At 66.7% G+C, this 19,077-nt stretch carries 14 protein-coding genes; 11 read left to right on the forward strand and 3 right to left on the reverse strand.

The genetic code is table 11. The features are described from left to right. Positions 1-52 precede the first annotated feature (52 nt). The gene (locus J3481_RS09660; protein ID WP_328702091.1) at positions 53-703 is read right to left on the reverse strand and encodes a hypothetical protein; all 651 of its coding nucleotides are present in this window, start codon (positions 701-703) and stop codon (positions 53-55) included. A 358-nt stretch (positions 704-1,061) separates the two neighbouring features. Here J3481_RS09660 and J3481_RS09665 point away from each other — a divergent pair, with 358 nt between their 5' ends. Then, positions 1,062-2,339, forward strand: a complete 1,278-nt coding sequence (locus J3481_RS09665) for an exonuclease SbcCD subunit D (RefSeq protein WP_206831832.1) — start codon at positions 1,062-1,064, stop codon at positions 2,337-2,339. Next, positions 2,336-6,007, forward strand: coding sequence for an AAA family ATPase (locus J3481_RS09670; protein ID WP_206831833.1), 3,672 nt, complete (start codon positions 2,336-2,338; stop codon positions 6,005-6,007). The genes J3481_RS09665 and J3481_RS09670 overlap by 4 nt, the downstream gene beginning before the upstream one ends. 35 nt (positions 6,008-6,042) lie before the next feature. On the opposite strand, the gene J3481_RS09675 is transcribed toward J3481_RS09670, so the two are convergent. After that, the gene (locus J3481_RS09675) at positions 6,043-7,311 is read right to left on the reverse strand and encodes an MFS transporter (protein ID WP_206831834.1); all 1,269 of its coding nucleotides are present in this window, start codon (positions 7,309-7,311) and stop codon (positions 6,043-6,045) included. 236 nt (positions 7,312-7,547) lie between these two features. Between J3481_RS09675 and J3481_RS09680 the strand changes: the two genes are divergently transcribed. Beyond that, entirely contained in the window at positions 7,548-9,728 is a 2,181-nt protein-coding gene (locus tag J3481_RS09680) for a heavy metal translocating P-type ATPase (protein WP_206831835.1), read from the forward strand. A 90-nt stretch (positions 9,729-9,818) separates the two neighbouring features. Here the strand turns inward: J3481_RS09680 and J3481_RS14965 are convergent, their stop codons facing one another. Beyond that, entirely contained in the window at positions 9,819-10,076 is a 258-nt protein-coding gene (locus J3481_RS14965; protein ID WP_328702092.1) for an AMP-binding enzyme, read from the reverse strand. A 48-nt stretch (positions 10,077-10,124) separates the two neighbouring features. Here J3481_RS14965 and J3481_RS09685 point away from each other — a divergent pair, with 48 nt between their 5' ends. The 8 genes from J3481_RS09685 (at position 10,125) to J3481_RS09720 (ending at position 18,970) form a co-directional block, all read left to right on the forward strand. After that, positions 10,125-11,087, forward strand: a complete 963-nt coding sequence (locus tag J3481_RS09685; RefSeq protein WP_236011507.1) for a hypothetical protein — start codon at positions 10,125-10,127, stop codon at positions 11,085-11,087. A gap of 317 nt (positions 11,088-11,404) precedes the next feature. Next, positions 11,405-12,364, forward strand: a complete 960-nt coding sequence (locus J3481_RS09690; protein WP_236011513.1) for an MTP-1 family protein — start codon at positions 11,405-11,407, stop codon at positions 12,362-12,364. A gap of 123 nt (positions 12,365-12,487) precedes the next feature. Beyond that, a complete protein-coding gene (locus J3481_RS09695) occupies positions 12,488-13,123 on the forward strand; it encodes a tetratricopeptide repeat protein (RefSeq protein ID WP_206831837.1) in 636 nt (211 codons plus the stop codon). A gap of 118 nt (positions 13,124-13,241) precedes the next feature. After that, positions 13,242-13,649, forward strand: coding sequence for an aspartate 1-decarboxylase (gene panD, locus J3481_RS09700; RefSeq protein WP_206831838.1), 408 nt, complete (start codon positions 13,242-13,244; stop codon positions 13,647-13,649). A 150-nt stretch (positions 13,650-13,799) separates the two neighbouring features. Further along, entirely contained in the window at positions 13,800-14,882 is a 1,083-nt protein-coding gene (locus J3481_RS09705; protein ID WP_236011508.1) for a homoserine dehydrogenase, read from the forward strand. 7 nt (positions 14,883-14,889) lie between these two features. Then, positions 14,890-15,999, forward strand: a complete 1,110-nt coding sequence (locus tag J3481_RS09710) for a retropepsin-like aspartic protease (RefSeq protein WP_206831840.1) — start codon at positions 14,890-14,892, stop codon at positions 15,997-15,999. Positions 16,000-16,048: 49 nt separating this feature from the next. Next, positions 16,049-17,716 (forward strand): GspE/PulE family protein, encoded by a 1,668-nt coding sequence (locus J3481_RS09715; RefSeq protein ID WP_206831841.1) that lies wholly within the window; start codon positions 16,049-16,051, stop codon positions 17,714-17,716. A 15-nt stretch (positions 17,717-17,731) separates the two neighbouring features. Further along, positions 17,732-18,970, forward strand: a complete 1,239-nt coding sequence (locus J3481_RS09720; protein WP_206831842.1) for a type II secretion system F family protein — start codon at positions 17,732-17,734, stop codon at positions 18,968-18,970. The last annotated feature ends 107 nt before the right edge of the window (positions 18,971-19,077 follow it).

Consider the following 19,077-nt stretch of genomic DNA (forward strand, 5'->3'; position numbering starts at 1 on the left):
GCAAGCGGACAGAAAAACCGGGACCGCAACGGACGGCGGCCCCGGTTTCCTATTACGACGCTGTGGAGTTGGATTGGGACGTTGCATTCGTGGTCGTGGACGTGGTGTTCGAGGTCGTCGACGTAGCTGTTGCGCTGGAAGCGCTGAGTTCGAGAATCGCCTGGCGCAATTTGGATTCCAGCGTGTTCTCGAGGTTCCACAGCTGTCGGAGCGTGGCGGCCGCTGGATTCGAAGCATTCTCCACTTGGTTGAGATCGTTGGTGAAGTTTGTGTAGTCCGTGGAGATCTGTTGCTCCAGCGCCGACAGCGAATTCTCGCTGCGCAATTGAGCCTCCGCGCTTCGAATGGCCTGTTCGATCTGCTGCAGGGTCTGCTGCGCCTGGCTTGTGCTCGTCGCGTTCTGCAACGCCGAGGTGTCCGCTTGCAGCTGAGAAATGAGGGTCGTGATGGCGCTCGGAAGCGTCGAACTTCCGCTGCTGCTCGGGAGCAGCGACTCGTACTTTTGGTAGAGCGTGTTCACAATCGTCGCGTTGGCTTCCACGGTCTGAAGCGTAATGGCGCGGACTGGCGTGTGTTTCAATTTCGCTCCTGCATGAGTCGACACCCCGCGGCCCGCCGCCAGTGCCGTGGGTCCAGCGACCGAAGCGACGAGACCGAACGCAAGCGCGCCCGCCAAACCCGTCATGATGCGCGTTTTCCGCACACAATCGCCCCCTCTTGTTGGTGAACCTGTCCAATGGTCGTGATCGCCTTGAACATAGAACAGATAGATTGAAATTTCATCAAAAGTCAGGGCAGGCTTGGCACTGCGTAGCGGCCGTCGCCATCTCGCGCCGCGGCACGGGAGCATCCCGGCGCCGACCGCATCGCCGTTTCGGATGCAGGACCTCGGTGCCCCATCCCGAGGCCGCGCAAATCCGCGTGGCCGATCTCATCCTGGGCGTCAAAGGACTTCCCGAATCGATGGCGAATAGATCATGTGTTCGCATGATCGTCGGCAACCACCGAGACGTACCCGCACACGTGCATCCCTTTGACTTCTCGAGAAAGAAGGGTTCCCCATGCGCATCCTGCACACGGCCGACTGGCACTTCGGCAAGACGCTCGAAGGGCGAGATCGCGCCCCCGAGCAGTGGGCGTTCATCGACGAGCTCGCCGCCATCTGCGATGCCGAATCGGTTGATCTCGTCCTCATGGCGGGGGACGTCTACCAAACCGTCAATCCGAGCGCCGAGGCGGAGGAGATGTTCTACCAGGCGCTGCACAGGCTGGCCGCGGGCGGGCGGCGCGGCGTCGTGATCATCGCCGGCAATCACGATCACGCCGACCGCATTCGCGCGCCACGCTGGCTGGCGGACGATCTCGGCATTGTCCTCGCCGGCCTGCCGAAGGACGAAATCCGGCCGACGGCGGCGCGGCGAGATCGCGTTTGGCGGCCATGGGGCGGCGTGGGCGCCGTGGAGCTCGCCGTCCCGTCGTGCCCGCACAGGGCGCGCATCGCCGCGGTGCCGTATCCTTCCGAGTCGCGGCTCGGCGAGGTCCTGTCCGCTTCGCTCGAGGACGACGAGATGCGGCGTAGCTACAGCCATCGCCTCTCGGCCTGGTTCGCCGATCTCGCCCGCCACTTTCGGCCCGACACCGTCAACCTGCTCGTGAGCCATGTCTACGTCGCGGGCGGCCTCGAAACGGACGCCGAGATTCAGATCCAAGTGGGCGGCGCATACGCGGTCGATCCGTCCGCGTTTCCCGCGAGCGCCCAGTACGTGGCCCTCGGCCACCTGCATCGCCCGCAGGAGATGGAGGGCCCTGGCGGCGTGCCTATCCGCTATGCCGGATCGCCCATCGCGTACAGCTTCTCGGAGGCCGGGCAGCAAAAGTCGGTGACGCTCGTGGAACTCGCGCCGGGCGAGCGGGCGCGCTGGCGGGAGATCCCGCTCTCGTGCGGGCGCCCGCTGGTGCGCTGGCGGGCGTCGAGCCTCGCGGAGGTCCACGCCTGGCTCGAGCAGGGCCGGGACGCCGACGCGTGGATCGATCTCGAGGTGCCCGTCGACACGGAGATGGCGCTGCGCGACATCCAGGAGCTGCGCGAGGCGCGCCCGCACCTCGTGCACATTCGGCCCGTCCTGCCCGCGGAGCAGGGCCTCCATCCGGCCGACGTGCAGATGGCGAGATCGATCTCGCCCGAAACGCTCTTTCGCCGCTTCTTTGAAGAAAAGGTCGGCGTGCCGCCGGACGACGCGATGGTACAACTGTTTCTCGAGCTCGTGCGGGACGTGGAGGCCGAGGACCAAGACCTCACGGCCGAATCCGCCGACGCAGGCGAGGGGGTGGGCGCATGAGGCCCGTGCGGCTCGTCATTCAGGGACTGCGGAGCTATCGGGAGCGGCAGGAGATCGACTTTCAGGCGCTGACCGAACATGGCCTCTTCGGCATCTTCGGGCCGACGGGCAGCGGCAAGTCGACCTTGCTCGACGCCATCACGCTCGCGCTGTTCGGGACCTCCCCGCGGGCCGATCACGGCAAGCAGGGGACCGTGCATCCGCTCGAAAAGCAGATGGAGATCGTGTTGGAGTTCGAGATTGGGGCGGGATCGCGGCGCAGGCGGTATCGCGTGGAGCGCGCCTTCAGGCGGGGGAAGACCGCGTTCTCGGTCACGGCGGGCCCGTGCCGGCTGCTCGAGATCGAAAATCCGGACGGCGATTCCCCCGGGCTCGTCATGGTGGCGGAGGGCGCGACGGAGGTGAACGCCGCCATCGAGGGGATTCTCGGGCTCAAGGACGACGACTTCACCCGCGCGGTGGTCCTGCCGCAGGGGCAGTTCGCCGAGTTTCTCAAGTTGTCAGGATCGGAGCGGGCCAAGATGCTCGAGCGCCTGTTTGGCCTCGAGCGCTACGGCCGGAAGCTGTACGAGAAGGTGTCGCAGCGATCCAACGAGGCGCAGCAGCAGGTGGCGCAGCTCGAGGCGGCGCTCGCCGAGGTGGGCGACGCGTCGGACGAGGCGCTGGAGCGGGCGCAATCGGAGCTGGCGGAGGCCGCGGCGGCGCTTCAGGCGGCGGAATCTGAGCGGCGCGAGGCGGAGGCGCACCTGCGCCAACTCGAGCGCGTGGCCGAACTGGATGCCGAGCGCAGGCGGGCGGAGGCTGAAGCGGATAGGCTCCGTGAGAGGGCGGAGGAGATGGCGCGCGTGGAGGAGCGGCTTGCGCGCCACCGCCGGTCGGAGGCCTTGATGCCGCTCGTCGCGAGCTGGGAAGAGGCAAAGGACTCCATCCGGCGGGCCGAGGCGCGCGCCGCGGCTGCGACATCGGCCCTCCGCGAGGCGGAGGCGCTGGCCGAAGAGGCGGCGCGCCGGGAGCGAGAGGCCGCGGCTCGGCGCGAAGCCGAGGAGCCTGCGCTGCTCGCGCAACAGGCACGCCTGCACGAGGCGGAAACGTTGGAGCGCGCGTGGCGCGAAAAGGCGCGGGCGCTTCAGGACGCCGCCGCGGAGCTTCAAACCATCGCGTCGCAGCTTGAAGTTGCCCGGGCCGAGTGTGCGAAGTTGGACGAACAGGCGCAGGCGCTGCGGCGCGGCCTGCAGGAGGCCGAGGACGCCTTTCAGGCGCACCGCGTGCCGCCCGAGACGCGATCCGCCCTGGACCGCCTCCGCCAAGCCCGCGACGCGTGGCGGACCGCGGAGCTCGCGCACCATCGGGAGGCCGAACTTCTCGAGGCCCGCCGGGCTGAGGTGGAGGCCGCCGAGCAAGCCCACCGCGGCGCGGCGTCGGCCATGTCGGGGCTTCAAGCTGAGGTACAGTCGCTGGAGCGGGCGAAGGCGGAGCACGACGGCGCCCTGCCCGCGGTGTCGCGCGAGTCGCTCGCGCGCCTGCAGGCTTGGCGGCTGCGCGCGGAGGAGCGCCTGCACGAACTTGAGAAGGCCGAGCAGGACACCGCGGAAGCGAAGCGGCGCAGGGATTCGGCGGAGCGCGCGCGGCTTGAGACGGAGCGGACGCGCCATGCGCGCGCCGCGGCGGAAGCGGAGGCCCGGGAGGCGTTTGAGCGGCTGCGGGCGGAGCGAGACAGGCGATGGGCGGCGCGGGAGCGCGCGCTGATCGCGGCGCTCGCCCGCGGGCTCGTGGAAGGCGAGCCGTGTCCGGTCTGCGGCTCCGCGCACCATCCTCGCCCTGCGTCGAGCGATGCGGACGCGGGCGAGCCGTGGACGGATGCGGACGATCTCGCCCTGGCCGACGCGGAGGCCGCGTGGCGCGAGGCGGAAGCCCTGCTGCGGGCCGCGGAGCAGGCGTACCAGGGGGCGCTGGCGAGGGCGGAAGCGGCTGCGCTTGAGGCGGGCCGCGCTGAAGACGAACGCGCCCGCCGATGGTCGGCCATCGCGGAGCTCTGGCTGGAGGCGCCCGGGGCGGCGGGCGAGGATGGGCCGCGCACCGCGGCGGACTGGCAGCCGTATGTGCGGCGGGCGGCGGACGAGATCGCGGCCGGCGAAACGGCTTGGGCGAGATGGGAAGCGCGCGCCAGGGAGCTCGCGGATCAGTCGGCGGCGCTCGCCGAACGGCTGCAGCGCGCGAGCGCGGCGTTCACGGCCGCAGAGGAGCGCCTGAAGGCGGCGAGGGCCGAGTGGGATCGGCAGCGCGCGAGCGCGAGTGCGGCCGAGGAAACGGCGCGGGAGGCGGCCGAGGCGCTGCGCCGGGCCGCCGCGGCGGTGTCGCTGGGCGAGGGGCTTGAGCTTCCGGCGCTCGCACAGGCGGTGCAGGATGCGCTCCGCCGCCTGGAGGAAGACGATCGGCTGGCGGCGGAGGCGGAGGATCGGCGCAGGCTGCTCGCGGCGGAGCTTGCCCAGGCGGACGCGCGCCTGCAGGAGGCGGAGCGCGCGAAACAGCAGGTGGAGCGGCAGATGCACGACGCGGAGATTCGGGTGGCGCAGCTTCGCGCGGAAGCGGACGCCGAGAAGGCGCGGCTCGACGAGATGACGGGCGGCAGGCCGGTGGCCGAGGCGCGCGCGGAGGTGGACGCGGCGCTCGAAGCTGTGCGCCGCGCGCTGGCGGAAGCGGTCGGCGTGCGCCAGGAGGCTGAGGCCCGGCGGGACCGGGCGAGGGCGGAAGCCGCGCAGGCGGATGCGGCGCTTCACGAGGCAAAGCGGACCGAAGGGCGCGCGCTCGCCGCGCTTCAGGCCGCGATGGCCGACTCGGACTTCGCGACGCCGGGCGACGTGCGGGACGCGCTGCTCGACGAGCGGGAGGCGGCCGCACACGAGGACGAGATCGCCCGCTACCGCGAAGCGGTGCAGGCGGTGGAGCGGCGCTTGGCCGATCTCGCCGCGCAGCTCTCGGGCAGGCGCTTGGATGAGGCGGAGCTTGAGGCCGCGCGCAGGCGGTGGCAGGCGGCGGAGGCGGCCCACGGCGAGGCGCAGCAGCGCGTCGGGGCGTGCACGCAGCAGTTGCAGGACCTCGAGGCGCGGCGCGCCCGGTTCGCCGAGGTGAGCGCCAAGCTCGATCACGCCCGCGAGGCGGCGCGCAGGCTGAAGGCGCTGAACGACGTCCTCCGGGGCAACGCCTTTGTCCAGTTCGTGGGCCGGGAGGAGATGGCCGAGGTGGCGCGGCAGGCGTCGGATCGGCTGGCGTCGCTCACGCACGGGCGCTACCGCCTGGTGCTGACGCCGACGGGCGACTTCCTGATCCGCGACGATCACCTGGGCGGCGTGGAGCGCCCGGTGGAGACGCTGTCGGGCGGCGAGACGTTTGTGACCTCCCTCTCGCTCGCGCTGGCGCTTTCGGCGCACATCCAGCTGCGCGGCCAGCATCCGCTCGAGTTCTTCTTCCTCGACGAGGGGTTTGGCACGCTCGATCCCGACCTGCTCGACGTGGTGATGTCTTCGCTCGAGCGGCTTCGCCACGAGCGCATGGCCATTGGGCTCATCAGCCACGTGCCGGAGCTTCGCGAGCGCGTGCACCGGCGGCTGATGGTCGAGCCGGCCGAGCCAGGAGGGCGAGGAACGCGCGTGCGTCTGGAGCGGGCGTGAAGGAGACGGGATCGGAAGAGGGGTGGGGCCTCAAGTCACTTGGAAAACGGCCGGTTTTCCCCCGCCGCCGGATGGGGCGCGCGCCTTGAGGACTCGCGAGCGCCTGAGCCTTGCCTCGCCAGCCGCGCATGTCCGGCAAAGGCTGCGGCGCCGGCGGCGCAGGAGCCTGTCGCCACCCAGAGGATGGGGGAGATGCCGGCGAGATCGAACAGATGGCCAAACAGCACCGGCCCCACCAGGCTGCCCACGTTGCCGATGGCTCCGACGAGCCCGAGGTAAAACGCGGCCTGCGGTCCTGTCATGCGGGTCACCATCTCCGGCACCGTCGGGGCGATGAGCATTTCCCCGAACGTCGCCACCACCATGCCCGCGACGAGCGCCGCATATTCGCGGTATGCCATGGACATGCCCGCAAACGCGACGGCGTACAGCATGCTGCTCGCGATGAGTTGGGCGGTGAGGGATTGCGCCACGCGGCGCTTGAGCCAGGCGGTGATGGGCTGGCCGACGAGAATCAGGATGCCGTTGATGGTCCAGAGCACGCTGTACGCGTCCGGCTTGTGGCCCGTCTGGTTGAGATAGGGGGCCACGCCCGAGTTCCAGGCGGCGAGCGCGACATTTACGGCCAGCGTGCCTGCACTGAGCAGCGCATAGACGCGATAGTTTCGCAAGAGCTGTCGTACGGACACGTTCACCTGAGGCATGGCGTCCACCGCTGGATCTTCCGCTTCCGGACCGAGCTTGCGCAGAAACCGCCACATGAACGCCGCAAAACACAGCGTGAGCAGCCCGTTCAGGAAAAAGGTGAGCAAAAACGAGACGGAGGCGATCACGCCGGCGAGCGCCGTGCCGATGGCGATGCCGATGTTGTTCATGACGTACATGGTGTTGAACAGCCGCAGGCTCACCGACTTCCACCGGTTGCCCACGAAGGCGTTGAGCGCGGGCTGCGTGGCCGAGATGAGAAAGCTGTTGGCCGCGATGGCCGCCGCGTAGGGCGGAAACGAGCGCGCGAACATGAGGCTCCACTGGGCCAGCGCGGTCAAAACGAGCGATCCGACGATGAGCCGCGTGGGCCCGAGCCGATGGTAGGCGGCGCCGCCGGCGAATTGCCCAACGGCTCCCGCAAGCGACTGGCCGAACAGCACCCAACCCGCCGTGGCGTAGTTGCCGTGGAGCACATTGTGCACGTAGATGGTGGTCAACGGCCAGATGAAAGCGCTCCCCATCGCGTTGAAGAGGCGCGCGACGAGAAACGCGTAGGTCTCTCTGGGCAACGATGCGGCGAAACGGTGCGAGCGCATGATTCGGATCTCCTGCGTGCGACGTGTCGGCCCGCGCAATGGGCCGATCCTAAAGTTAACGCTTGTTTATCAGCGGCGCAACCGCCCCGCCCGCACAAACGGCTTCGCGCAGCGCCCGAACCGGCGGGCGGGATCGCCCTTCGCCTTGACGATACATACCCCATAGGGGTATTCTAATGCCGAAAGGAAGGCTGTGGTTCGATACCGGACGGCAACAGGGCAGGGAGGTGAGGCGCATGGCGGAAACCCGTGAGGTGGATCTGCGCATCACCGGGATGACATGTGCCGCGTGCGCGGCGCGGATCGAGAAGGTGGTGGGGCGGCTCGACGCCGTCCGCGAGGTGACGGTGAACCTGGCGTCCGAAAGGGCGCGCGTCGTGTATGAGCCGGGCGTGATCGACGTGGGCGACATCGTCCGCCAGGTCGAGAAGGCGGGGTATGGCGCGGAGCCGGTGCGAGACGAGGTGGACGAGGAGGAAGAGATCCGCAAGCGGAGGGCGTACCGGCGCCATGTCGCCACGTTTCTCCTCTCCGCCCTCCTCACCGCGCCACTTGTCGCCCAGATGTTTGTCATGCTGGCGGGCGGGCGCCCGTTTCTTCCAGGTTGGGCCGCCTGGCTGTTCGCGACGCCCGTCCAGTTCTACGTCGGGTGGCGTTTCTACAAAGGGGCGTACCACGCGCTGCGCGGGGGCGCGGCCAACATGGACGTGCTCGTGGCGCTCGGCACGACGGTCGCATACGCGTACAGCGCCATCCTGACGCTCAAAGGCAGTCGCGAGGCGTACTTCGACACCTCGGCGACGGTCGTGACGCTGATCTACATGGGCAAGCTCTTGGAGGAGCGGGCGAAGGCGAGATCGAGCGCGGCCATCGCGTCGCTGGCGAAGCTCGGCGCCAAGGTGGCGCACGTGCTGCGGGACGGCGGCGAGGTGGACGTGCCGGTCGAGGCGCTCTCGGTGGGCGATCTCGTCCGCGTCCGGCCGGGTGAGCGGGTGCCAGCGGACGGCGTGGTGGTGGACGGATCGACCCACGTGGACGAGTCGTTTTTGACGGGCGAACCGCTGCCTGTGCCGAAGCACCCGGGCGACGAGGTGGTGGGCGCGTCCGTGAACCAGGCGCGTGCGTTCGTGATGCGGGTCACGAAGGTGGGGCGGGACACGGCCCTGGCGCAGGTCATCCGCCTGGTGGAGCGCGCGCAGGGATCGAAGGCGCCGGTGCAGCGGCTGGCGGATCGCATCTCCGGGGTGTTTGTCCCGGCCGTGCTCGCGGCGGCGCTGGTCACGTTCGTCGTCTGGAGCGCGCTCGGGCACGCGTCGCATGGGCTGTTTGCGGCCATTGCGGTGCTGGTGATTGCGTGTCCGTGTTCGCTCGGTCTCGCGACGCCGACGGCCATCATGGTGGGGACGGGGCTCGGCGCGGAGCGCGGCATCCTCGTGAAGGGCGGGGAGCACCTGGAGAGGGCGCACCGGGTGGACACCGTCGTGTTCGACAAGACGGGGACGCTGACGCTGGGCAGACCGGCTGTGACGAGCATCTGGGCGGCGGAGGGCGCGGATGAGGCGGACGTGCTGGCGCTGGCGGCGGCCATCGAGGTGCAGAGCGAGCACCCGATCGGCCGCGCCGTGATGGAGGCGGCAAAGGCGCGCGGTGTGGCGATCCCGGCTGCCGCGGACGTGATCGCCGTGCCTGGCCGCGGAATCGAGGGCGTCGTGGAAGGGGCGCGCGTGCGCGTGGGAAGCCCGAGCTTTGTGTCCTCTGCCGCGCCGGGCCTGCCGGAAGAGGTGCACCGGAAGCTCGCCGGTCCCGGCCACACGGTGGTGCTGGTGGCGCGGGAAGAAAAGCTGCTTGGTGCGATGGCCCTGGCCGACGAGGTGAAGCCGGATGCGCGCGCGGCGGTGGATGCGCTCCGGGCGATGGGCGTGGACGTGTGGATGCTGACGGGCGACGCGGAAGAGACGGCGCAGGCGGTGGCGGCGCGCCTCGGGATTGAACACGTGATGGCCGAGGTGTTGCCGGGGGACAAGGCGGCGAAGGTGGAAGCGCTGCGGAAGGCCGGGCGCGTGGTGGCGATGGTTGGCGACGGGATCAACGACGCGCCGGCGCTCGCCGCGGCGGGCGTGGGCATGGCGATGGGCACGGGCGCCGATGTGGCGCTGGAAGTGGCGGACATTGCGCTCATGCGCGGCGAGGTGCTGGCCGTGATCGAGGCCCTGCGCCTGGCCAGGGCGACGATGCGGAAGATCCGGCAGAACCTGTTCTGGGCACTCGTGTACAACGTGCTCGGGATTCCGCTCGCCGCGCTCGGGGTGTTGAGCCCCATCATCGCGGGGGCCGCGATGGCCCTGAGTTCGGTGAGCGTGGTGTCGAACAGCCTGCTTTTGCGGCGCGCGCGGGTAGGCGTGGGCGCGTCCGCCTGAACGAGTCACGGCTGGGGCGCCGGAGGGGCGCCCCTTTGTGCGCGGGACGCTTGAACAGGGATCGGCGGGCGATGGTGCGGTGAACCTTCCTCACGCCTGTGCGGCCATCTGCCTCAGTTCGCGGCGCAGCACCTTGCCGGTCGACGTTTTGGGGAAGGAATCCACAAAGTAGTATCGGCGCGGGCGCTTGTATGGGGCGAGTTCGGCGCGGCAACATGGTTTGCGGAAATCGGGAGGACCTGGTCCATGGTGTGGCAGGAGATTCCTCGGCTGCGGCGAATTCCAGCAACGAAAGTCGAATCGGGTAGAACGCGGTCGAACGCTTCCCGCTGCATCGTGATCCATCATCTGTGCCACACGCCCGCACTGGCGCGCTGGCCATGGGGAGGAAGGACTATGCTGCACCGCGCCCGCACCTGTTTGGTCGGCCTCGCTGTCACCTCACTCATTCTGCAACCAGGCCTCGCAAGGGCTGCTGCCGGTCCTCAGCCGGTGCCCGTGGGGTTCTACTACGGCTGGGTCACGCCCGAGACCGGCGCAGACATCCAAGGGTATCAAGCCATTGTTCTCGGATCGGATTCCGAATCTTCGGGCTATCCGAATCAACAGGCGGTCACGCAGCTCATCGCTTCCAGTCCCTCGATCGCCTTTTACGGGTACGTCAACCTGTCCGACGGATCGAACCCGATACCCGTGTCCACGCTTTCCCAGGAGTTTGCGGAGTGGAAGGCGCTTGGGGTCCGGGGCATCTTTCTGGACCTCGCAGGCAGCAACTACGGCGTCACCCGGGTGCTCCGCGCGTGGGCCGTCGCGCAGGTTCATGCTCTGGGCATGCGTGCGGCGGTGAACGCCTGGGATCCAGCGGACGCGCTTGGCGTGGGCTTGGGCCTCGGCGACGTGTACGTGGCGGAGGATTGGTACATGGCTTCGCGCCAGCCAGCCGTCGAATATCCCAACAATGCCCCTTCGCGCGATCTCGCCGTGCTGAACCAACTCGCGTCCCAAGGTGTGGGCGTCTGGGCGGTCACGCAGGAGAGCCAGCCGACGCCATCCATCACGGCTCAGGAGGTGGCGAGCGACGTTCAGGCGATGCGCAAGGTCATTCCCATGGCCACGGGGCTTGCGGTGGGGGGCTCCGACTATGGCGCGGAGACAAACGCCATCGTCCCGGCGAGCGCCATCGCATCGGCCCTCGCCATGGGAAGTGCTGCGGCGCCGCCCTCATCGCCTTCTCAGGTGCAGAACGGCGCTTCGTTCGGACCATCGGCGGACGCCATCCGTTCCAAACCGCGCGTGATGAGGCGTGTGCTCGTGCCCGCCGTTCGGATGGGATTTCGCTCATCCATTCAGGGGACATGAGTTCGGCGAGCGGAGATGCCCGCTGCCGGCGGCCGGACGTCAGACCTCCGCATGGTTCTCGTGGGCGAAAATGGCGCTCGCCAGCGGTGAGAACGGCTTGAATCGCTGAAGCAAAGCCGGTATGCTGGGGCTGATCGGTCCGAAAAGACTGCGCGCCGCGCGAGCCCGTAAACTTGGGGCAAATCGGGAACTTCTGCGTGCACGCGGGCGTCTTTCCGTACAAGCTGCCACGTGTGCGTTTCCGTTCTTTGCGCGATGGCGGCGTCGCTTTGCATACAATGTGTACTACATCAAGGGAGTGCCCAACGGTGAAATCCATGAGTGCCGCGAAGCCATGTGAGTGGCTTGCCCAGGAGTATCGGCAGCATCGTCAGGTGTTCCGAGCTGAGAAGATTCGCTTTCGCGGCGTCGACGGGCGCGACGTGTACAATATCGCGGCGCCACTGGTCGATGAGGGTCGGTCCATCATCCCGGCTCGCGTGGAGCCTCGCGACAGTGAGTTTTCCGAAGTGATGTTTTTCCATGAAGGGCCCGATGGCGTCTGGTCGCGGGTGGAAGGTCTCCGGACGTTCCGGGGGCTGCAGGATCCGTTCCACGCGCGGATCCACGGGGAGTTGGTGTTCGGGGGCGTCGAAATCTGGACGAACCCGTTCCACAACTACGAGATTGAGTATCGGACCGTGTTCTATCGCGGCAAGTCGGTCGGGGATCTCCGGCTGTTCGCCGTGGGGCCGCAGTGGATGAAGGACATCCGGCTGGTGGAGCTGCCGGACGGCCGGGTGGGCGTGTTCACGCGTCCGAACGGCAGCCGGTACGGCGGTCAGGCGCAGATCGGATGGACCATCCTATCCTCGCTCGACGACCTGTCGCCGGATTCGATTCTCAAAGCGGAGTTTCTGCCGGACAGGTTTCACCCGGGCGAATGGGGCGGCGTGAACGAAGCGCAGCGCCTGGATGACAGCACCATCGGCGTGTTGGGGCACATCGCGTACCGGTCAGAGGACGGATCGCTCCATTACAAAGCCATGTGTTTTTCTCTGCACTTGGACGAACAGCTCGTCACGCCGGTGCGGGTCATCGCCGAACGCAGCGACTTCCTCGGCGGAGAAGCGAAGCGGCCCGAGCTCACCGACGTCGTGTTCAGCGGCGGCTTGGTGCGCTACCCGGATGGAACGGCGCATCTGTACGCGGGTGTGTCGGACGCGGAGGCGCAGCGCATCCTGATTCCGGATCCGTTTTCCATTGCGGCGCCCTGTGCCCTCGAGATGGAGGCGTGACGCCCGGCGTCGCGCCTCGCGGGCGCCCGTGCCTCGCGCGAGGTGGAAAGCTGGACCAGCTGTCGGCGCGCTGGCTGGTATGGTACAATGGCCAGGAAGCCGAGGATTCTGGGAGGAGATGCAATGAATCGGAAACTTGTTGTATCTGCTGGGTGTGCCGCACTGGTGGCGGGCCTGGTTGTGGGGTGCGGCGCAGCCAACAATACGACAAATTCGGCGAACACGGCTGTGCAGAACTCAGCGACAAAGAGCTCGAAGGGCAAGACCACGGTGATCCAACATGGGAACCAACTCGTGGTGGCGCCGACGAATGTGGTCGGCAGCGCCAACATGAAGCACCTGATGGAGATTGCGGACAAGCAGCCGTCCAATTACCAGGCGCAGCTGAACGCTGCAGACAGCGCGTCGGCGAACGGCAACACGGCGCTCGCCATCCAGTACTTCAAACGCGCCGCGCAGGCGAATCCGAAATCTGGCCTTGCGTGGACGGCGCTCGGCAACATGTACCGCGAGCGCGAGAACCAGCCCAAGCAGGCCATTCCCTATTACCAGAAGTCGATTCAGGAAGATCCGTCTTACGGTTGGGCGTATTGGCAACTGGCGCAGGCGTACATCACCTTGAAGGAGACAAGCCTTGCCAAGCAGACGCTGGAAGAAGGCTTGAAAAACGTGAGCAAGTCGGATACCGCGTATAAGTCGCTTCAGACGGCGCTCGCCCAGGTGAATGGGTCGCAAACGTCGTCCAAGTCTTCCAAATAGAAAACGAGCTTCGCGCGGCTTTCACTTGCTTGACGCCGCGCGAACGCGTAACATGTCGGAGGAGGCGTTTCACGACTCCGCCGTGTTGCGGAAGCCCCGGGTGAATGGAGGGGTTTCGATGTATCGCACGCTGATGAAGTCGAAAATTCACCGCGCCACGGTGACGCAGACCAACCTGAACTACGTGGGCAGCATCACCATCGACGAAGACCTGATGGAGGCTGCCGATCTCGTCGAGAACGAGAAGGTCCAGGTGGTCAACATCCACACGGGCGCGCGGTTTGAGACGTATGTCATCCCCGGAGATCGCGGGTCGGGCGTGATCGGCCTGAACGGCGCAGCGGCGAGGCTGGCCGAGCCGGGGGATTTGGTCATCATCATTTCGTACGCGGCCTACAGCGAGGAGGAAGTTCGGCGCCATCGGCCGACGGTCGTCGTGGTGGATCAAGACAACCGGCCAGTGGAACATCTCGCCTCCGAGGCCGAGGAGAACAAGCGCATCGAGCGCGTGCAGGCGCGCGTGTAACGTTGCTTCGTTTTCAGGAAGGGCATCCGAAAGGATGCCCTTTTGACATATGGCGACATGTCTCCCCATCGCGGGGGGTGCGTTCCCCGGGCGATGGGGATGGCGGCGCCCTGTGACACCCTTCACAATGGAAAGGCGGCGAGAGATAGATTGAAGCGCGTTCGACTGGGTCTCATCGGTTGCGGTGTGGTGGGGAGCGGTGTGCTCCGCGTTTTGCGCGATCGCGGCGGTATCTTTGGCGGCATGGCGTTTGAGGCGACACGCATCGCCGTGAAGCATTTGTCCCGCCCGCGGCCCTCGTATGTGCCGCTTGACAAGCTCACGGACGACTGGCGATCCGTCTGCCTCGCGGACGACGTCGATATCGTGATCGAGGTCATGGGCGGCGTTGAGGTGGCGCACGACGTGGTGCGGACGGCGCTTGGCGCGGGCAAGCCTGTGGTGACGGCGAACAAGGCCCTCATGGCGGCGCACGGCCCGGAGTTAAGGGCTTTGGCGCGACATCGCGGCGTGCCGCTTCGCTACGAGGCGAGCGTGCTCGGCGGCGTTCCGGTGATTCACACGCTGCAGACCTATTTTCGCGTCAACCGGGTCACAGCCCTGCGCGGCATCGTGAACGGGACAAGTAACTACATCCTCACCCGCATGGCCGATCACGGCGCGAGCTTCGCGGACGCCCTGGCCGAAGCGCAGGCGCTCGGCTATGCCGAACCCGATCCCACGTCGGACGTGGAGGGCCACGACGCCTTCTTCAAACTCCAGGTGCTCTTGCAGGTCTTGGGCGTGGATACGGAGCCGCTCCGGCACGAGGTCCTCGCGTCCGAACTCGGTTGCCATCCCGCGGGCGCCCGCCCCAAGGCCTACCTCGCGGCTCCCCGGGAGGGGATCTCGCACTTGACCGCCGCGGACGTGGAACGGGCGCGATCGCGCGGGGAAAAGCTGAAACACATCGCCAGCGCTCGCTGGCGCGACGACGGGGCGGTGGAGGCGTTCGTCCGCGTCGAATCCATCCCGCCCTCCGACCCGCTCTACGGGATCGACGGCGTCGAAAACGCGCTGGCCATCACGGGCGACGTGGTCGGGACGCTCACGCTCACCGGTCCTGGCGCCGGAGCGCTGCCCACGGCGAGCGCGGTGCTCGAGGACGTGATGCAGCTGGTCGAGGAGCAACATGCAGGAAACGCAGGCATCCAGGACGAATTGAAATGGGGAGTGAATTCATCCAGAAGGTAGGCGGACTATGATCTCACGTCGTTCCTGGCTTGCAAGTCTCGCATCCATCGCGTTTGCATGGGCTCCGCTGACCGCGGCCCCACTGGCGCAGGCCGCCACGCGCGCGTCCTCGAGCGTGCCTCATGTGAAACTCGCCCCCGGCCACGTGCGCGTTTTGATCCACGGAAGGTCGTACGACGCCATCCGCGTCGGCAACGATACGTACGTCGAGGAGGCCGCGTTCAACGCGTTTGACACGCCGTATCTCGATCTCGGCAACGGCACCATCGCCCTCACGGGCCGCGACGTGCAGGGAGTGGTCTATGGCGGCAAGACGTATGTGCCGTGGTCTTCGCTGGCCCCGTCGGTCCGCGCCATTCCCCTCAAGGGCGGGGGCTTCGAATTTGTCAGCGTGCCGGTCAAGCACACCTATACGCTTTTGCTTCAGGCATCGCAGGTCGTTGCGGGCGGCGTGGCGGTGCTGACCGTCATGACGCTGGACGGCGACAACCCGGTCCCGGGTCAGGCGGTGACCGTGTCCAGCACGGGATTCAGTCAGCTTGAACCCTCGAACGGCGCGTCCTCCCTCAAGGTGACGACCGATGGCACCGGGACTTGGCAAGGCGGTCTTGCCGATTCCTCCGCGGAGACGGCGTACGTCAGCGTCTCCTGGAAGACGCCCGCGGGCGAGACAGTGCGCCAGACCCTGCCCGTCCCGTTCCAGCCGGCGAAGCCGAGTCAGACGGCCGTCCCCACGCTCGGCTCGGAACAGGTCCTCGTCAGCACGCCCTTGACGTTCTACCAGAATGGCGTCTTCCTCCAGGCGTCGAGCGGTGACACCCTCATCACCTTCCAGCTCGACACCGGGGCGTTTGAGACGCTCATCGGCCAGCAGCTCGCCTCTGCGCTCCATCTGCCGAACCTCGGCAGCGTCGAGGTGGGTGGCATCGGCGGCACGGATGAAGCGTACCTCAGCAAGGTCACGCTCAAAATCGGCGATCACGTCTTCGCCGACGTGCCTTGCATCGTGGATCCGAGTTGGACCGGCATCCCGCTTTTGGGCTACGAGTTCTTCCAGCAAAATGGCTATGATCTGTTGGTTTCGCAAAGTCAGAGCACCTTGTACATTCTGAAGTGAGCCCAGAGGGCCGCGGCGGACGGGCCGGAGCGGTGAGAGGTGACAGGCGTTGGCGCGCAAGCGAATGGGAGAATTGCTGGTTGAGTCGGGGATGCTCGCGCCGGAACAGCTTGAAATGGCGCTGGCCGAGCAGCGCGAGACGGGCGCGCGCCTCGGCGACATCCTGATCCAGAACGGCTACATCACCGAGCAGCAACTGGTCGAGGTGCTCGAGTTCCAGCTCGGCATCCCGCATGTCATTCTGGCGAACATGAAGATTGATCCGGAAGTCCTGAAACTCGTCCCCGAGCGCCTCGCAGAGACGTACGTTCTGATTCCATATCGGAAGAGCGGGAACCGACTCTACGTGGCGATGGCCGATCCGCTGGATTATTACGCCATTGACGACCTTCGCCGCTCGACCAATCTCGTCATCATGCCCGCCATTGCGACGCGCCAGGACATTCAGGCGGCCATTTCCCGCCACTACCGGGGCAACGAGGTGTTTGAGACGGCGGTCCGCTCCGTCGCGGAGTCGGCGCAGGTGCGGCAAGAGCCTGAGCAGGAGACGCGTGCGGCCGATTCTCCCGTGGTGCGCGCGCTCAACCAGATCCTGATTGAAGCGGCGGACGCCGGTGCGTCCGACGTCCACCTCGATCCTCAGGCGGACGGGGTCATCCTCCGCTTTCGCGTGGATGGCTTTCTCCGCACCGAACGAGTGATTCCGCGCAATTTGCAGAGCGGCCTCGTGGCGCGTGTCAAGATCTTGGCTCGCCTCAACATCGCGGAGCAGCGGCTGCCGCAGGACGGGCGATTTGAATTTGCGGAAGGCGGCCACAAGGTGGACGTGCGCGTGTCCACCATGCCCACGGCGCACGGAGAAAAAGTCGTGCTGCGGATTTTCGATCTCGCCAAGCGCGCATATGCGCTTGAGGAACTGGGCTTCTCGGAGGCCAATCTCGCCGCGTTCCAGCGGATGATCACGAAGCCTTACGGAGCGGTGCTCATCACTGGGCCGACGGGATCGGGCAAGACGTCGACCTTGTACGCGGCGTTGAAACGTTTGGCGACGCCCGAGGTAAACGTGATCACCATCGAGGATCCCATCGAGTACCAGCTCGAGGGCGTGAACCAGGTGCAGGTCAATCCCGCGGCCGGTCTCACGTTCGCCCGGGGCCTTCGCGCCATCCTGCGCCAGGATCCGGACATCATCATGGTGGGCGAGATCCGGGACAACGAGACGGCCGAGATCGCCATGCGGGCGGCGCTCACGGGTCACCGAGTGCTGTCGACGTTGCACACCAACGACGCGGCGAGCGCCATCAACCGGCTCATCGACATGGGGGTGCCGGCGTACATGATGGCGTCGGGCGTGACGGGCGTGGTGGCGCAGCGGTTGGTTCGACTCGTGTGTTCGCGCTGCAAGCACGAGCGGCCGGCGACGCCGCTTGAGGCGGAGTTGCTCGAGCAAAACGGGCTTAGGGCCGAGAAGCTCGTTGAGGGCAGGGGCTGCGCCGCGTGCGGGAACACGGGATACAAGGGCCGGATGGCTGTCCAGGAGGTACTGGAGGTCGACGACGAAATCGCGCGGCTGGTTTTGACGTCGCGATCGACGGAGGACTATTTGCAGGTCGCGAAGGAGCGGGGGATGCGCACGATGTTCCAGGACGGGCTCGCCAAGGCCGTGCAGGGCAAGACGACGGTCATGGAAGTGTTGCGCGTGACGGCGGCCACGTGAGGGAGGTGAGATGAGGTGAGCGTGTACCGGTACGAGGCCATTGCGCGTCCGAATCGCAGGGAACGGGGGCGCATTGAGGCGGAGTCGGAGTCGGAGGCCATTCGGGCGCTCGGCGAACGCGGGCTTTACGTGATCGGCCTCAAGCCGTTGAACGAGAAGTCGGACTTCTGGAACCGCGAGCTGAAGCTGAGCTTTTTGGAGCCGCGCGTCAAAGCGGATGACTTCGTGCCTTTCTGCCGCCAGTTCGCCACGCTTGTCCGGGCGGGTGTACCGCTGGTTCCGGCGCTGCAGGTGCTCGAGGAGCAACTGCCGAAGGGGCCGCTGAAGAAGGCGGTGGGCGAGGTGGCTGCGAAGGTGGAGGGCGGCACGGCGTTGTGGGAGAGTCTCGCCGACTACCCCAAGGTGTTCCCGCCGATGTTCGTGCAGATGGTGCGCGCTGGCGAGGCCAGCGGTTCGTTGGAAGAGGTGCTCGAGTCCACGGCGCGATTTGAAGAAGGACAGCGGGAGACGGTGTCGAAGATCAAATCCGCACTGATGTATCCCGCGCTCGTGTCGGGCATGTCGGTTCTCGTGGCGGGATTTTTGATGATCAATGTCATCCCGACGTTTGTCTCGGTCTTTGCCTCGATGCATGTGACGCTGCCGCTCCCGACGCGCATCGTGCTGTTTGCGGCGGATGCAGTCAAAAGGTTCTGGTACGTGGCGCTTCTCCTCGTGCTGCTTCTCATTGCGGGATGGATCTTCGTGAGCCGCCATGGAGAGAGCCGGTACTGGCGGGATCGCCTGTTGCTTCGCGTGCCGATCTTCGGCAGGCTGCTCAGGTATCGGGCGATGGCACAGGCTTCGCGGACGCTCGCCATGCTGTTTCACGCCGCCCTGCCCGCGCTCACCGCGATGTCGCTTGCTGCGGATGCTGTCACAAACCGTTTTGTTCGCGTCAGCCTGCGGCGGGTGCGCGATGCGCTCGGCGAGGGGGGCACGCTTTCGGAGGCCCTGCAAGCAACCGGCGCGTTCACACCGCTCATGGTGCAGATGGTGCGCGTCGGCGAGACCACGGGTCATCTGGATGACATGCTGGCGCGCGTCGCCACGTTCTACGAATCCGAGTTGGAGGTGATGGTGGAGAGGCTGAGACAACTGTTGGAGCCCATCTTGACCACGGTCCTGTCCGGCGTGGTCGGCATCATTGCTCTGTCCGTTCTGTTGCCGATGTTTTCGTTGTACAACAGCATGGGATCGTACGGCGTCTCCTGAGCATTGATAGAGTCTCTGCGAAAAATGTGGCCAATTTAACTAGAATGCATGTACAAGTGCATATCCTGCCAGTATAATAGGGTCGATAGCACCGCAGATTCGACACA

Origin of the sequence: Alicyclobacillus fructus, assembly GCF_017329605.1 — a bacterium.
GTDB lineage: Bacteria > Bacillota > Bacilli > Alicyclobacillales > Alicyclobacillaceae > Alicyclobacillus > Alicyclobacillus fructus.

What these genes read in the sequence shown, in the direction of transcription:
- J3481_RS09665 (WP_206831832.1), top strand. Translation starts at nt 1,062, where the DNA reads ATGCGCATCCTGCACACGGCCGACTGGCACTTCGGCAAGACGCTCGAA.
- J3481_RS09670 (WP_206831833.1), top strand. Translation starts at nt 2,336, where the DNA reads ATGAGGCCCGTGCGGCTCGTCATTCAGGGACTGCGGAGCTATCGGGAG.
- J3481_RS09675 (WP_206831834.1), bottom strand. Translation starts at nt 7,311, where the DNA reads ATGCGCTCGCACCGTTTCGCCGCATCGTTGCCCAGAGAGACCTACGCG.
- J3481_RS09680 (WP_206831835.1), top strand. Translation starts at nt 7,548, where the DNA reads ATGGCGGAAACCCGTGAGGTGGATCTGCGCATCACCGGGATGACATGT.
- J3481_RS14965 (WP_328702092.1), bottom strand. Translation starts at nt 10,076, where the DNA reads ATGATGGATCACGATGCAGCGGGAAGCGTTCGACCGCGTTCTACCCGA.
- J3481_RS09685 (WP_236011507.1), top strand. Translation starts at nt 10,125, where the DNA reads ATGCTGCACCGCGCCCGCACCTGTTTGGTCGGCCTCGCTGTCACCTCA.
- J3481_RS09690 (WP_236011513.1), top strand. Translation starts at nt 11,405, where the DNA reads ATGAGTGCCGCGAAGCCATGTGAGTGGCTTGCCCAGGAGTATCGGCAG.
- J3481_RS09695 (WP_206831837.1), top strand. Translation starts at nt 12,488, where the DNA reads ATGAATCGGAAACTTGTTGTATCTGCTGGGTGTGCCGCACTGGTGGCG.
- panD (WP_206831838.1), top strand. Translation starts at nt 13,242, where the DNA reads ATGTATCGCACGCTGATGAAGTCGAAAATTCACCGCGCCACGGTGACG.
- J3481_RS09710 (WP_206831840.1), top strand. Translation starts at nt 14,890, where the DNA reads ATGATCTCACGTCGTTCCTGGCTTGCAAGTCTCGCATCCATCGCGTTT.